General features: G+C 56.4%; 11 protein-coding genes and 1 pseudogene. All 12 read left to right on the forward strand.

Annotated elements, in window-relative coordinates; all coding sequences use genetic code 11:
* The first annotated feature begins 8 nt into the window (after window positions 1-8).
* The 12 genes and pseudogenes from AC2TF6_RS08260 (at window position 9) to AC2TF6_RS08315 (ending at window position 14,558) form a co-directional block, all read left to right on the forward strand.
* Window positions 9-908 carry a carbohydrate ABC transporter permease gene (locus AC2TF6_RS08260; protein WP_491310643.1) on the forward strand — a complete coding sequence of 300 codons (900 nt, stop codon included), beginning with the start codon at window positions 9-11 and terminating at the stop codon, window positions 906-908.
* 112 nt (window positions 909-1,020) lie between these two features.
* Window positions 1,021-1,311 (forward strand): hypothetical protein, encoded by a 291-nt coding sequence (locus AC2TF6_RS08265; RefSeq protein WP_491310644.1) that lies wholly within the window; start codon window positions 1,021-1,023, stop codon window positions 1,309-1,311.
* A 200-nt stretch (window positions 1,312-1,511) separates the two neighbouring features.
* Window positions 1,512-2,498 (forward strand): cation diffusion facilitator family transporter, encoded by a 987-nt coding sequence (locus tag AC2TF6_RS08270; protein WP_491310645.1) that lies wholly within the window; start codon window positions 1,512-1,514, stop codon window positions 2,496-2,498.
* 1,115 nt (window positions 2,499-3,613) lie between these two features.
* Entirely contained in the window at window positions 3,614-6,190 is a 2,577-nt protein-coding gene (locus AC2TF6_RS08275; RefSeq protein ID WP_491310646.1) for a beta strand repeat-containing protein, read from the forward strand.
* Window positions 6,191-6,335: 145 nt separating this feature from the next.
* Window positions 6,336-6,441 (forward strand): annotated as a pseudogene (locus tag AC2TF6_RS08280) (glycosyltransferase); the annotation flags it as partial.
* A 613-nt stretch (window positions 6,442-7,054) separates the two neighbouring features.
* The gene (locus AC2TF6_RS08285) at window positions 7,055-7,930 is read left to right on the forward strand and encodes a DUF421 domain-containing protein (protein ID WP_491310647.1); all 876 of its coding nucleotides are present in this window, start codon (window positions 7,055-7,057) and stop codon (window positions 7,928-7,930) included.
* A gap of 18 nt (window positions 7,931-7,948) precedes the next feature.
* Window positions 7,949-8,425 (forward strand): stage V sporulation protein AC, encoded by a 477-nt coding sequence (spoVAC, locus tag AC2TF6_RS08290; RefSeq protein WP_042230195.1) that lies wholly within the window; start codon window positions 7,949-7,951, stop codon window positions 8,423-8,425.
* Window positions 8,425-9,441, forward strand: a complete 1,017-nt coding sequence (gene spoVAD, locus AC2TF6_RS08295; RefSeq protein WP_491311613.1) for a stage V sporulation protein AD — start codon at window positions 8,425-8,427, stop codon at window positions 9,439-9,441. Before spoVAC ends, spoVAD begins: the two co-directional genes overlap by 1 nt.
* A gap of 2 nt (window positions 9,442-9,443) precedes the next feature.
* Window positions 9,444-9,794 (forward strand): stage V sporulation protein AE, encoded by a 351-nt coding sequence (gene spoVAE / locus AC2TF6_RS08300; RefSeq protein WP_491310648.1) that lies wholly within the window; start codon window positions 9,444-9,446, stop codon window positions 9,792-9,794.
* A 294-nt stretch (window positions 9,795-10,088) separates the two neighbouring features.
* Window positions 10,089-11,054: an AAA family ATPase gene (locus AC2TF6_RS08305; protein WP_009675380.1), complete on the forward strand. Its 966-nt coding sequence runs from the start codon at window positions 10,089-10,091 to the stop codon at window positions 11,052-11,054.
* Window positions 11,051-12,298: a DUF58 domain-containing protein gene (locus tag AC2TF6_RS08310; RefSeq protein ID WP_491310649.1), complete on the forward strand. Its 1,248-nt coding sequence runs from the start codon at window positions 11,051-11,053 to the stop codon at window positions 12,296-12,298. Before AC2TF6_RS08305 ends, AC2TF6_RS08310 begins: the two co-directional genes overlap by 4 nt.
* Complete coding sequence (locus AC2TF6_RS08315; RefSeq protein ID WP_491310650.1) at window positions 12,291-14,558, forward strand: DUF4129 domain-containing transglutaminase family protein; 2,268 nt, start codon at window positions 12,291-12,293, stop codon at window positions 14,556-14,558. The genes AC2TF6_RS08310 and AC2TF6_RS08315 overlap by 8 nt, the downstream gene beginning before the upstream one ends.
* Window positions 14,559-14,771: the final 213 nt, after the last annotated feature.

Here is a 14,771-nt window from a genome sequence, read left to right on the forward strand (position 1 = left end):
GAACGGCCATGAGCAAATATGATTGGGCCGCGGAGCATGCCGGACTCCGGAGGCGGGGCAGCGAAAAAGCAGTCAAGCGTACAGTCCGGTATCGTATCCGTGCGTCCGCCTTTTCCGCTTATTTTCTTCTGGGCGCGGGCGCGATTGTGATGCTGTTTCCTTTCTTATGGATGATCGCGACCACGTTAAAAACGCCGCAGGATGTGTTTTCTCTGAGCTTGATTCCGCCGGAGGCAACCTTGGGCAACGTCCGGACGCTTTTCGCGGAGACGCTGTATGCGACCTGGATCGTCAATAGTCTGATCGTTGCCGTCATTACGACGGTCTCCGTCTGCTTTTTCGATACGGTGGTCGGATACATTCTGGCGAAATTTACGTTTCCGGGTAAAACCGTCATTTTCGTCGGCATACTAAGCACGCTGATGGTTCCGACCGAAATGCTCATCATCCCTTGGTATCTGCTTGCCGCCAAGCTGGAGCTGGTCGATACTTACCTGGGTGTTCTTTTCCCGGGCCTCATCTCCGCGTTCGGCATCTTTCTCATGAAGCAGTTCATGGAATCCGTTCCGCGCGATCTGCTCGATGCGGCCCGTATCGACGGGATGGGCGAGTGGGGCATCCTGCTCCGCGTGGTCGTTCCGCTGGTCAAGCCGGCGCTGGCTACGCTGTGCATTTTAACCTTTCTGGGCAGTTGGAACGCGTTTATCTGGCCGCTGATCGTCACGCAGACGCCGGAGCATCTGACGATCCCCGTCGGCCTTGCGTTCTTCTCCAGCGAATCGGGTGACAGCGGAAGCTGGACGCTCATCATGGCGGGCGCCGCTATCTCTATCCTGCCTCTGCTTGCGGTGTTTCTGCTGTTTCAGAAGCAGATTATCCGCGGCATCGCCATGACCGGCTTCAAATAAGCCGGGTAAGAGGGGACGGAACGACGGGAGTAGCATGTTCGGCAGTCGGGAATCCTATCATCGGAACCTTTTCCGCGAGGATAGCGACGACGATGACGAGGAGGAATGCGCAGTGAACAGGCAGACCGAGAACGGCAAGCAAGTGGACACGCCGGCAAAGGCCGGTCCCGGAGCCGAGGGTTTAACGGATACCCGGGGCGGTGAAATCCGCCAGTCCGCTTTTGAAGATGTAACGACAGGCGGCAAGTCCGCCGACGATACGATTCCGCTCAAAATATTCGAGGATGTCAGCGCCCACGAGCGGATCGGGCTGCGGGCCGACGATTCGGCGGCCGACGGCGAAGTGGATCTGGACCCGTCGGGCGCGATCCAGTCCAAGGAAAGACAGAACGTCTGGAGCTGACCGGTCCGGACACATGAGATCCCCTTTCTATTGCACGGCTGCCGGCAAGGATGACTTGCCCGAAGCGCCGCAAACGAAAGGGGTTTTTCGGGTTGAAAATGAAACCGCTCTTACCCGTCCCGCGTATGGATGATTTGGCGGAATGGTTTCGTGGTAACCTATCCCTAACTATCTTTTTACTTAGGAGGATTCATTTTCTTATGAGCCCGGATGCGGAACGAACGAATTGGTTTGAGTTAATCAAGAAAGGTAATATGTCTTCGGCTACGGCGGCCTTGGGCAATACGATTATTGCCATCGTAAAAGGTGTCGCCGCTTCGCTCACGGGCAGCGGTGCCATGTTTGCATCCACCATGCACTCCATTGCGGATGCCGTCAACCAGATGTTCGTATTTACGGGAAGCGTACTTGCGGAGAAAAAAGCGACCCGCCGATTTCCGACGGGCTTCGGCCGCGTCATCAATATCTTCTGCATGATTGCGGTTCTCGTCGTCACCTTCATGGCCTACGAAACGATAAGAGAAGGGCTGCATCTGCTGCAGCATCCGGCCGAATCCCACGGATTTTGGCTGAATCTTTCGGTTCTCGTGCTGTCGATCGTGATTGACGGCTACGTGCTGTACAAGGCGATGAAGGAGGTCATCAAAGAATCCAGAGCGGAAGCGTCCGGTTTTGGAATCGTCAAAGCTTCCTTCAAGCATGTGAAACGTGCGGCCCCTCCGACGCGGCTCGTCTTCTACGAAGATCTGGTTGCGACCACGGGTGCTCTGCTGGCTCTTATTGCGGTAGTGGTTACCTCGCTTACGAGTTTCAGCGCCCTTGACGGACTGATGACTATCCTGATCGGTTTGCTTATGATCTTCGTCGCGTTCCGCGTCGGCTATGACAATATGGTCGGCCTGATCGGCGTATCCGCGCCTCCCGACGTGGAGGACAAGGTGTCCGGCATTATTTTTTCCGAAACGCTGGTGACCGACATTTATCAGCTGCGCGTTCTTCAGGAAGGCCGGTACTACCATGTGGAAGGCTTGATCGAACTGAAACCGGGTCTGACGCTTGCCGAAGCGGATGATATCAAATTCCGTGTGCGCGACAAGCTGCTGGGAGATCCCGATATCGCGGACGTCACGCTGGGGATTCTCGAAGATAACGGCGTGAAGGACTGGGTGCCTGCCGCCAACCGGTAAAGTGCTTTACTTGTTCTAGATGGACCAAAGATTTTTGCTGAAATGCTGTTAGAAGGTACTTTAAAAACAAATTTGCATAAAATCCAACCACCCAAAAATCCCTATCCACAAGGAGACCACTGAACAACTTGTAGTTTCTCGGAGCAGCTATGGACCGCGAATTAAAAAACGACCTTCATTCCCGATTTTTGGGGTGAGGGTCGTTTTTTCATTATCCAAGTGGGCCTATTGTGGAACGACACAAAGCTGCTTTAATTAGCGCCTGCGTTGAGGATATTCGGATTCAGCACGGAACCGTTATCCCGAAAGCGTGTTTATTTGATTGATCACGGTCATTTCTTTCTGGGGTGAGCACAGGCTGATTTGGGGACGAGTTTTCCTGACTGGTCACACCGAGTACGCTGACAGTAATGTTCGTTTTGCTGAACATAGAAGTCAAAAGGTTGGCGGATGCCCAGGTTTTCCTAGTGACTTGTTACGTATATTGTTGTTATAGCACTGTGGTGTGGAAAATTTCCTATATTATATCTGAGGGAGAGGTGAGGCAGCATGAACAATTTGTTTCGTATCCGCAGATTAAACTCAGCTATTCGGCAACTACGGAATGCAAAACATTTTATAATATCAGGAAAGTTTGAACATGCAGAACATGAAATTGGGGACGCTCTCGTTCTTCTTAGTAATTCTTTGCACAGGTTAAACAACAATAGAAAACCCAAATACCGCCGAGGATGTAGGGGGTGTGCTAAGTGAGACGGCGACGGTCACGAAGAAAATGTGTGCGAAAAGTAAATGCAGCAATAAAAGAATTGCAAGAAGCTAAGAAGTTTGTAAAAAAAAATAAAATAATACGCGCAGAAAAAGAAGTAACGGACTCCCTACTATTTCTAGGTCAAGCGCTGAAGTGTATCAATAAACTTGAAACTACAAAAGCAATAAGGAGACCAGTACGACCTACAGGTTCAACAGGAGCCACGGGACCAACCGGCGCTACTGGAGCGATGGGACCAACAGGAGCTACGGGAACGACTGGCGATCCTAGCTCAACTGGCGTCACTGGGCCAACCGGTTCGACGGGATCAACGGGTGCCACAGGCCCAACAGGAGCCACGGGTTTGATCGGTGCTACGGGCCCACCAGGAGCGACGGGTTCGACTGGCGTTACTGGACCAACGGGATCAACGGGCCCGACCGGTGCTACCGGCCCAACAGGAGCGACAGGATCGACAGGTCCGATTGGCGCAGCCGGTCCAACAGGATCGACAGGTCCGATTGGCTTTACGGGTCCAACTGGAGCCGAGGGCTCGACCGGCGCTACTGGATCAACGGGCTCGACAGGTCCGATTGGCTTTACGGGACCAACAGGAGCCGCGGGCTCGACTGGCGTTACTGGATCAACGGGCTCGACGGGTTCGACCGGCGCTACCGGCCCAACAGGATCGACAGGTCCGACCGGCGCTACTGGATTAACGGGAACGACAGGTCCGATTGGCTTTACTGGTCCAACAGGATCCACGGGCTCGACTGGAGCGACGGGCTCAACGGGAGCAACGGGTCCAACTGGCCCGACTGGTCCAACAGGAGCGACAGGTTCGATTGGCGTTACGGGACCAACAGGAGCCGCGGGCTCGACCGGCGCTATTGGATCAACGGGAGCGACGGGTTCGACCGGTGCTACCGGCCCAACAGGAGCGACAGGTCCGATTGGCTTTACTGGCCCAACAGGAGCCGCAGGCTCGACTGGCGTTACGGGTCAAACTGGAGCCGCGGGCTCGACTGGAGCTACTGGATCAACGGGAGCGACAGGTCCGACCAGCGCTACTGGATCAACGGGAGCGACAGGTCCGACCGGCGTTACGGGCCCAACAGGAGCCGCGGGCTCGACCGGCGCTACTGGATCAACGGGAGCAACGGGCCCGACCGGTGCTACCGGTCCAACAGGCTCGACAGGTCCGATTGGCGTTACGGGCCCAACAGGAGCAACGGGTCCGACTGGCGTTACTGGTCCAACGGGAGCAACGGGCCCGACCGGCGCTACCGGCCCAATAGGAGCGACAGGTCCGACCGGCGCTACTGGATCAACGGGAGCTACGGGCTCGACTGGAGCGATGGGTTCGACTGGAGCGACGGGCTCAACGGGAGCAATGGGTTCGACGGGCGTTACTGGTCCAACGGGAGCCACGGGCCCGACCGGTGCTACCGGCCCAACGGGATCGACAGGTCCGACCGGCGCTACGGGCTCAACTGGATCGACAGGCCCGACCGGCGCTACTGGATCAACGGGATCCACGGGCTCGACTGGCGCTACCGGCCCAACAGGATCGACAGGTCCGATTGGCTTTACGGGTCCAACAGGATCCGCGGGCTCGACTGGAGCTACTGGATCAACGGGAGCGATAGGTCCGATTGGCTTTACTGGTCCAACAGGAGCCACAGGCTCGACCGGCGCTACTGGATCAACGGGATCCACGGGCCCGACCGGTGCTACCGGCCCAACAGGATCGACAGGTCCGATTGGCTTTACTGGCCCAACGGGAGCAACGGGCCCGACCGGCGCTACCGGTCCAACAGGATCGACAGGTCCGATTGGCGTTACGGGCTCAACGGGAGCGATAGGTCCGACCGGCGCCACTGGCTCAACAGGAGCAACGGGCCTGACCGGCGTTACGGGCCCGACTGGCCCAACAGGAGCGACGGGCTCGACCGGCGCTACTGGATCAACGGGCTCGACAGGTCCGACCGGTGCTACTGGCCCAACAGGAGCCGCGGGCTCGACCGGCGCTACTGGATCAACAGGCTCGACAGGTCCGACCGGCGCTACTGGATTAACGGGATCGACAGGTCCGATTGGCTTTACGGGCCCAACAGGATCCACAGGCTCGACTGGAGCGACGGGCTCAACGGGCCCGACCGGCGCTACCGGCCCAACAGGATCCACGGGCCCGACTGGAGCGACGGGCTCAACGGGATCGACAGGTCCGACCGGCGCTACGGGCTCAACGGGAGCAACGGGTTCGACCGGCGCTACTGGCCCAACGGGATCGACCGGTCCGACCGGCGCTACGGGCTCAACGGGAGCTCCCGGCTCAACAGGAGCAACGGGCCCGACCGGTGCTACCGGCCCAACAGGATCGACGGGTTCGACCGGCGCTACTGGCCCAACGGGCTCGACCGGCCCAACGGGACCTACGGGCCCGACCGGCGGTATGGGCTCAACGGGATCCATAGGCCCCACCGGCGTTACGGGTCCAACGGGATCCACAGGCCCGACCGGCGCTACCGGCCCAACAGGAGCCACTGGCCCAACCGGTGCTACGGAATTTCAGGTCTCCGAAAACTCACCAAATACAACTGGCAGTTCAGCCATCGCTTTGGGTGCTGCCGCTACGACTTTAAAAACGATAACAATAACAGGGGTATCTGCTGGAAATAGAATTTGGCTAACGGGAATTGTTGGTTGGCAAGCTACAGGGCCAAATGCTGTTCTCCAACTACAAATTCTTCGCGGTGCCACCGTAATTTTTAGCATTAACCAAACTTCAGTCGGTAATAGCGATTTCGCAGGGACGGGTGTCGCCCATGTTGATCTGACCCCTGGAACCGGAAATGTGACGTATTCTTTGACAGGACTAATGGTTAGTGGCTCAGCCAATGTTATTGGAGCAATAACGTTTACCGGAGCACTAGTATAAAATGATCCTAAAGCGGCCATCTCTTCTTGGTCGCTTTTCTTTTCTTCTTCATTACCAGTAACTGTAACCTATAGTGACTCACACAAATTACTTCTTAGGAATATACCTGTACTGGGTGAGAAATTTGACTACGATTAGTCTCTGCATGATTGTGAAAGATGAGGAAGACAGCATCGGTCAATGTTTGTCCTGTTCAGGAATGGGTGGATGAAATCATCCTTGTAGATACAGGATCAACAGATCGAACAAAATGGGTCGGGAGCTGGAGTCGTCATTACGCTCATTTAAATACGGGAACCCGCGTGCCGAATGTTGCTGTCGGCTAGGATGGAAACTGGGCGTTCCCGCGATATCCGTGCTGGCCGGACTCACATCCGAAACCGGATCACCAACGGGAACGCCGTTTAAAGTCACTGGAAAAATTGACTGTCGCTGGGAAAAGACAAACGGAGCGTCCTCCTTCTAATTTTCGGATATTCGCCTTTTATCTTATGTGCGCCTGTGTGTTTGTACTGGGGGAAAGCCTCCTTTTTTTATAAAATAGGCGGATCGGCCGTCACCTTCCGAACAATCATTTGCGTCACTAGACGCATATAATGGGGTATTCCTGAATATTCCATGTTCGAAATCTCGCTTGAAGGAGAAACGGCTGTGAACCTGAACATGCTGATTGTACTCGTCCTGTTTTTACTGCTTGTGGTGATCTTGTACCTTTTCTGATAACGGATCACCGGAAAACGGCTTCTGCTGCGGAAGCCGTTTTTTTTGTTTTTCCAATGCCTTCCTTTCATACCTGTGTCCCTTGCGGACATGCTAAGAAGAGTCATGCAATCAACTGCTCTGGTTAAGAGAGGAGGCTAAGCCGTGGAAGGTATTGGAGTCATTGTGCTGCGGTCGCTCGGTTCGATCGCCATGCTTTTTGCCATCACCCGTATTTTGGGCAAGAAGCAAATTTCCCAGCTTTCTTTTTTTGAATATGTAACGGGTATCACCCTGGGAGAATTGGCAGGCTTCTTGTCAACCGATATTGAAGCCCATTACTTGCACGGGGTTGTCGCGCTTGCGGTTTGGTTTGTGGTTCCTTTTCTCCTTGAACTCACGACGCTGAAAAGCAAATGGCTCCGCCATTTTTTTGAAGGAAAAGGAACGGTTGTCATCCGTAACGGACGTGTTCTGGAACATCATTTGAAGAAGGAGCGGTACACGGCCGACGAACTGATGGAACAGCTCCGCACGAAGAGTATTTTTCAGGTGGCGGACGTCGAATTCGCCATGCTGGAAGCGAGCGGGGATCTCAGCGTCCTGCTCAAAAAAGAGAAGCAGCCGCTTACGCCCGGCGACCTGGGGCTGAAGATGGGCCCGGACAAGCTTCCCCACACGGTCATTGTGGACGGGGTTGTCGACGACAACGAACTGGCGGCCTCCTCGCTTACAAGGGAATGGCTGAATAAACAATTGGCTAAAATAAACGCGACCGCGGACAATGTTTTTCTCGCTCAAATAGGCGATCAGAATAAGCTGTACGTCGATTTGTACGACGATTCAAAAGGAATCAGTCTGGAGAAGCCCCAGGTGGAACTGATCTCCACGCTCCGCCAGTGTACGGCTGATCTCGATTTATTTGCGAATTCCGCTACCGATCTCAACGCCCGGATCAAGTACGAGCAGACGGCTTCGGCCCTGCGGGATGTGCTGAAGCAGCTGTCCGGCGGCGGGAAAAGTACAAACGGAACGGAATAAGAAGAGGGGGACAGGCAAGTGGCCAATCAGAAAAAGAAAAACGCGACATTAACCCAGCAGCAATACCAGGCTATCGCGAAAAAAAACGAACCGAAAAGACCGGTCGTCGCCAACTGTATCCGCGCCTTCGTTGTGGGCGGTTTTATATGCATTATCGGGCAGGCGCTCATGATGCTGTTTGAGAAAGTGTTCGGCTTCAGCAAGGAAGCCGCTTCGAACCCTACGGTGTCCGTCCTGATTCTCATTTCCGTCATCCTGACCTGCCTCGGCGTGTACGACAAAATCGCCCAGTGGGCCGGGGCGGGAACGGCTGTGCCGGTAACGGGCTTCGCCAACTCGATGTGTTCGGCTGCCATTGAGCACCGCAGCGAGGGACTGATTCTCGGCACCGCCAGCAATATGTTCAAGCTGGCCGGCTCCGTTATCGTGTTCGGCGTAGTGGCCGCCTTCTTCGTCGGCATTTTTACTCTGATCTTTGGAGGCGGGGCACATTGATTATTCGAAAAGGTCAATCCTGGGAGTTCCGGAAGCCTCCCGTCCTGATCTCCACCGCCACGGTTGTCGGGCCGGATGAGGGCGAGGGGCCCCTCGCCCTCGATTTCGATCTCATTCACCAGGACAACACCTTGAAGCAGAAGAGCTGGGAAAAAGCGGAGAAGGCGCTTATGGAAGACGCGGCCAATCTCGCGATCAAAAAAGCCGCTCTCCAGAAGGATCAGATTCAGTTCTACGTCGGCGGCGACCTCATGAACCAGATTATTTCCAGCAGCTTTGCCGCCCGGACGCTGGCCATTCCTTACCTGGGCGTCTTCGGCGCTTGCTCCACCTCTATGGAAAGCCTGGCCGTGTCTTCGCTGATCGTCGCTTCGGGAGGAGGAGACTATGTCCTGAGCGGCACGTGCAGCCACAACTGCACCGTGGAGAAGCAGTTCCGTTATCCGACGGAATACGGCTCCCAGAAGCCCCCCACGGCCCAGTATACGGTAACCGGCGCCGGAGCTTCCGTCGTGGCCGCGAAAGGCACGGGGCCCGTCGTTACGTCGGCCACGATCGGCAAGGTGATCGACATGGGGATTACGGACCCGTTCAACATGGGCGCCGCGATGGCTCCGGCGGCAGCCGATACGATCACCGCTCATTTCCGGGACATGAAGCGCTCCCCCGACTATTACGATCTTATCGTAACGGGCGATCTCGCCACCGTAGGCTTTCAGATCGTAAACGAGCTGCTGAAGGAGCAGAGAATCGCCATGAACAGTACCACGTTCAACGATTGCGGCCTGATGATCTACGACATCCGGAAGCAGGGCGTGCAGGCCGGAGGCAGCGGCTGCGGCTGCTCGGCCGTCGTTACATACGGCCACCTGCTGAAAAGAATGGAGCAAGGCGACATCCGCCGCCTGCTGGTCGTCGCCACGGGCGCCCTGCTGTCCCCGCTGTCGTTTCAGCAGGGGGAATCCATTCCCTGCATTGCGCATGCCGTTGCGATAGAAAGACAGGAGGGACTCTAATCATGCAGTTTTTATGGGCATTTCTCGTCGGCGGAGCCATCTGCGTCATCGGTCAGCTGCTCCTGGACCTGGGCAAACTAACACCGGCTCATACGATGACGACGCTCGTCGTGGCCGGAGCGATCCTTGACGGCTTCGGGCTGTACGAGCCTCTCGTCCGTTTTGCGGGAGCAGGCGCCAGCGTTCCGATCACTAGCTTCGGCAACGCGCTGGTGCACGGCGCCATCACAGAAATCCAGTCAAGCGGCTGGATCGGCATCGTAACGGGGATTTTCAAAGTCACGAGCGCCGGTATTTCGGCGGCCATCATCTTCTCGTTTCTCGCCGCTTTGTTTGTCCGTCCCAAAGGCTGAAGCGCAGCCGTAGATCGACACTCCGTTTTCTCGGGAAACGGGGTGTTTTTTCGTTGTTCGGCCTTGCCATTTCCTCTGTCATTTCTTTGTCATTCATTCGTAATCCTGCCGTCATTACACAGTCATCCTCCCGTAACAAAAACCGAGGAAGTTTGCTCCTTTTAGCTTCTTTTCCACCAACTGTCGGTTTTTTAATAAATTTAGAAGGGGTTTTGTTGTACTCGCTTTCTACTTTCCTGTAATATAAAAAATAGGACTTCAAACCCTTTTTATCCGAAGGAGGATTCGTACCGAATGGCTGCTGTGTCCCAACCTCATATGAGCGAAATTTCCAGAATCAGATCCAATTTGGATTCATGTATATTAGGCAAAAGCGAAGAAATCATGCTGCTGTTAACCGCACTTCTTGCCGGCGGTCACGTACTTCTCGAAGATGTGCCCGGGACGGGGAAGACGGTTCTCGTCAAATCCCTCGCCCGCTCCATACAAGGCCAATTCCGCCGGATTCAGTGCAATCCGGACCTGTTGCCGACGGATATTACCGGCGTTTCGATCTATCATCCGAAGAACGAAGCTTTCTTTTTCCGCCCCGGTCCCGTTATGGCCAACATTCTGCTTGTCGATGAAATCAACCGCGCCACCACCAAAACCCAGTCGGCTCTCCTGGAAGCGATGGAAGAGCATCACGTGACGGTAGACGGCGAGATGTACCCGCTTCCACGTCCGTTTATGCTTCTTGCGACCCAGAATCCCATCGACTTCGAAGGCACGTATCTGCTCCCGGAAGCCCAGCTTGACCGGTTTATGATCAAATTCAGTCTGGGGTACCCGGACAGCGCAACAGAGCTTCAAATGATCGCGTCGCAAAGCAAGGAGCACCCCATGGAACAGCTTCATGAAGTTGTCGGTGCGGAACAGATTCTCAGCATGCAGGAAGAGGTGCGGTCGGTCTACCTCGACGAAGGCATCGCGAAGTATCTGGTGGACATTACCCGCAGCACCCGGGAGCATCCGGCCGTCGAGCTGGGAGCCAGTCCGCGCGCTACGCTGGCCCTCGTGCAGGCTTCGAAAGCTTACGCGTACTTGAACGGCCGCGACTATGTCCTCCCGGACGATGTGAAATATTTGGCCCCTTACGTACTCGGCCACCGGATTATTCTTTCTTCGGAAGCACGAATGGAAGGAGAAACCTCCCGTTCCGTTTTCGCTTCGATACTGGCGCATACGAAAGTGCCCGTCAGGCTGGAGAAAGCGAAATGAAGCTTTTCAAACCTACCGCGGCTCAGAAGGGAAGACAGGCGACCCTGATTTTATCCTTCCTGTTCTTTGCCAGCCTGATGTTCCTGCTCTTTCAGGGCGGTAAGCTCGCTTCTACGTTGTTTGCCGTTGTATGCCTGCTCTCCGCTTATCTGGTTCTCGGCAAATGGAGCGGCATCCGCCAGGCGCAGGCGGTGCGTGAAATATCGGCGGCGGACGGAACCGGTAAGGTCCAGGCGGGGCAGTCCCTGCAGATCAAGCTTAAAATCCAGGTTCCCGGCGTCTGGCCCATCCCGTACCTGCTCATCGAAGACGAATTGGTGCGAAGCAGCGGGGAGAAGACCGTGATGAAGGGTTCCGTGGTCCTGAACTGGATGCGCAAAGGAGAATTCGTTTACAAAACGCCGCCCTTGCGCCGGGGCCATTACTCCCTGGAGCGCGCGGAGTTCGCGACGGAAGACGTCTTCGGGCTCTACGAGCACAAAGGCAGCGTTCACTTGCCGTACGGCTTTGTCGTAATGCCCCAAATGATCGAGATCCGCCACTGGGCGCAGTTTTCCCAGTCCCCGCGAGGGGCAAGGCATCACTCCGTAACCGCTAGGATGCAGCGGGAAACGACGCAGATCAACGGCGTGAGGGAGTACATTCACGGGGACAGACTTTCACGTGTCCACTGGAACGCCACGGCGCGTACGGGAACGTGGAAGTCGAAGGAATTCGAGCGGGAAACGCTCCCGAAGATGGTGCTCGTGCTCGACCGGAGCAAGCAGAATTACGGCAGTCCCGCCGAATTCGAACTGGCGGTTTCCATCGCCGCTTCCCTGCTGCATTTCGGCACCCAGAGGAACATCGCGGTAGGGCTCGTTTCCTCCGGCCGCGAATCCCTGATGGCCGTACCCAAGACGGGCGTCCGGCATGAGGACGTCCTGATGGATCACCTGGTGGAGGTGGAGCCCGATGGCTTCCGTCCGCTGCAGCAGGTGGTCAACAACGCGGACGGCATGTTCTCGCCGGGAGCTTTGGTTGTGTATATCACGCCGGCGAAGAACTCCGATCTCCTGTCGTTGCTCCACTGGACCGACAAACAGCGCATGCTCGCCTGTCACCTGTGCGTCTGCGGCGCCAAGGGAGGCTCCACGGACGTGTGGGTCCGCCGCCTGCACAGCCTCGGCTTTATGGGCTACGGCGTGCACACGCTGACGGAGCTGCCGGCTGTGCTGGGAGGAGGGACGAAGATCTATGCGTAGCATCTGGAACGTTTTCCGGTTTATGGCCGGCGAAGACGGAACGAAGAAGTGGATGGCCCTCTTCGTCCTGCTGTTTCTTTTTCAGTTCACCGGATGGATTTCCCGCGAGGACGGATTGTGGCTGCCCGAAACTCTGAAAGCCGTAAACTGGACGCTGATTACGGTCTGCGCGACGTTCTTCATCCCGCGGATTCATCATCTGGTCAGAGAACTTCTGCAGATTGTCCTGGTACTGGTCGTTCACGCGGTTGTGCTTCAATACCGGTTTGTACCTATGTCCCAGATGGACGGTCCGATGCAGTGGTTTCAGGCCAACGTTTCGCAATTATTCCCTTATTTATGGTTCGGTTTAGCCGCCTGGTGGGTGTTCCTGATGGCCATGTGGGCGTCCCGGTCCAAACTGTGGATTTCTTTTATCGTCATTTTAGCCATTTTGTTTTTCGGCGTCCGCGATTCGTTCAGCACCCTGCAGTTATGGCCGCAGGTTGCGGCGGTCATTTTCAGCGGATTGTGCATGCTGGTCGTGCGCCATTTATCCCAACTCAAAAACAAAGCGCCCGAAAGCTGGAAACGGCTTTCGGACAATCCCGGCCCGCTGATCGTGCCGGTCGTGCTGATTATCGCCCTGACGCTCACCCTGGGTGCGCTCGTACCGGCGGTCGATCCGGTTCTCACCGATCCGTATACGGCCTGGCGGCAGTATAACGGCGAGGCGGTGACCTTCCTGCCGAGCAGCGATGATTCTGGACGGACGATGGTGCAGGACCCGAACGATCCGCTGCTGAAATCGTCGGGCTACAGCCGCAACGACGCGCAGCTCGGCGGCCAGTTCCAGTACGATTACACGCCGGTTTTCACCGTTGACACGACAAGCCGCACGTATTACCGCGGGGAAACCCGGGCTTTGTACACCGGCAGCGGCTGGGAAGCGAGTCCGGCGGACAGACGGGCCCGTCAGAGCTCCGTGGACTCCAGCGGCAAGCTTCCCGCGGATACCGGCATCGACACGTCCAAGCTGAAGACCGAAGAAGTGAAGCAGACGGTCAAAATGCGCAGCAACGAAGTATACCCGGTGCTGTTCGGGGCTTATCCGATGTCGAAGGTCGACATTCAGGAGGAAGGTCCTGACGGAACACGCTCCGATCCGGCGCAGCTGGGGTCTCTCCGGTGGTCCGCGCGCCAGGCGGAGCTCCGGTTTAACGCGAAATCGAACTACCCGAAGCAGTACAAGCTCGTGTCCAACATCCCGCTGCTCGATTTAAGCGGGCTCAAGAAAGTCGATATGAGCAGGCTGAACCGGTCCGAATGGAACGATTATCTCCAGCTTCCCGACCGGCTGCCCGAGAGGGTGACGGAGCTTGCCAAAGAAGTGACGAAGGAAGCTCCGACCGCCTACGAGAAAGTGCATGAGCTGGAGCTTTACTTGTCCAGCAAGTATCCGTATACGAACACCCCCGACGTATCCAAGGGGAAAAGCAAAGATTTCGTCGACCGCTTCCTGTTCGAAATCCAGGAAGGCTATTGCGACTACTATTCGTCGGCGATGGTCGTGATGACCCGATCGCTCGGCATTCCGGCCCGCTGGGTCAAAGGCTACGCATCGGGTTCTTCCGATAACAGCCGTCCCGCAGGTATCGGAAACCTGAGGGGCGGCATGTCCGATCCGGACGCCGAGGGCACCTACACCGTCCGCAATTCAGACGCCCACTCCTGGGTTGAGGTTTATTTCGAGGGCTACGGCTGGCTGCCGTTCGAGCCGACCGCCGGATTTTCGCTGCCGCAATCCTATGCGCCCGAAACGTCGGCGGCCACCGAGATGCCGACTCCGGCGCCGTCCGAGGCGAAGACGGCCCAGGCCCAATCCGGCGCGGCCCCTTGGGTCCGTTACGTGCTGTATACGCTCAGCGGCCTCGTTCTGCTTACGGCTGCCGTCGTAACGGCCATCCGGCTGAGCAGCGGCAAGAAACTGCTGCCGCCGTTCGGACGGGATCCCAAAGCGGCTAATTACGCGCAGGGGGTTATCCAAGAGGTCAACCGGCTTCTGCGGTACGGAAGACGCAAAGGCTACGAACGGTTCGAGCATGAAACGTTCCGGGAAGCCGCTTCCCGCTGGATGACCCAGAGCTACTGGCTGTCGGGCGAACTTTCGCCGGTTCTCGCGATGTTCGAGAAGGCCAAGTACAGCCGGTCATCCGTAACCGAGCAGGATCTGGAGGCCGTTCAGGGCCATGTGAAACGGCTGCGCGAGCAGATGAAATAAGACCGGCACACACCGATGGGCCGGATTCATAGCGTAAGCTGCAGGCTGTTTTCCGTTAACCGGAGAACGGCCTTTCTTTTTTCCGGCAGAGAGAATCCGGGGCAAGCTTCGGCGGGTGAATGGAACGGGCGGCCGCAAGGGAATGCTGAGAAGACGGGAATTTCCCGTCCGGGCATGGCCTGAAACGCTTCCTTTTTCTTTTTGCAAGGAATT

Source organism: Paenibacillus sp. JNUCC 35, from assembly GCF_058269095.1.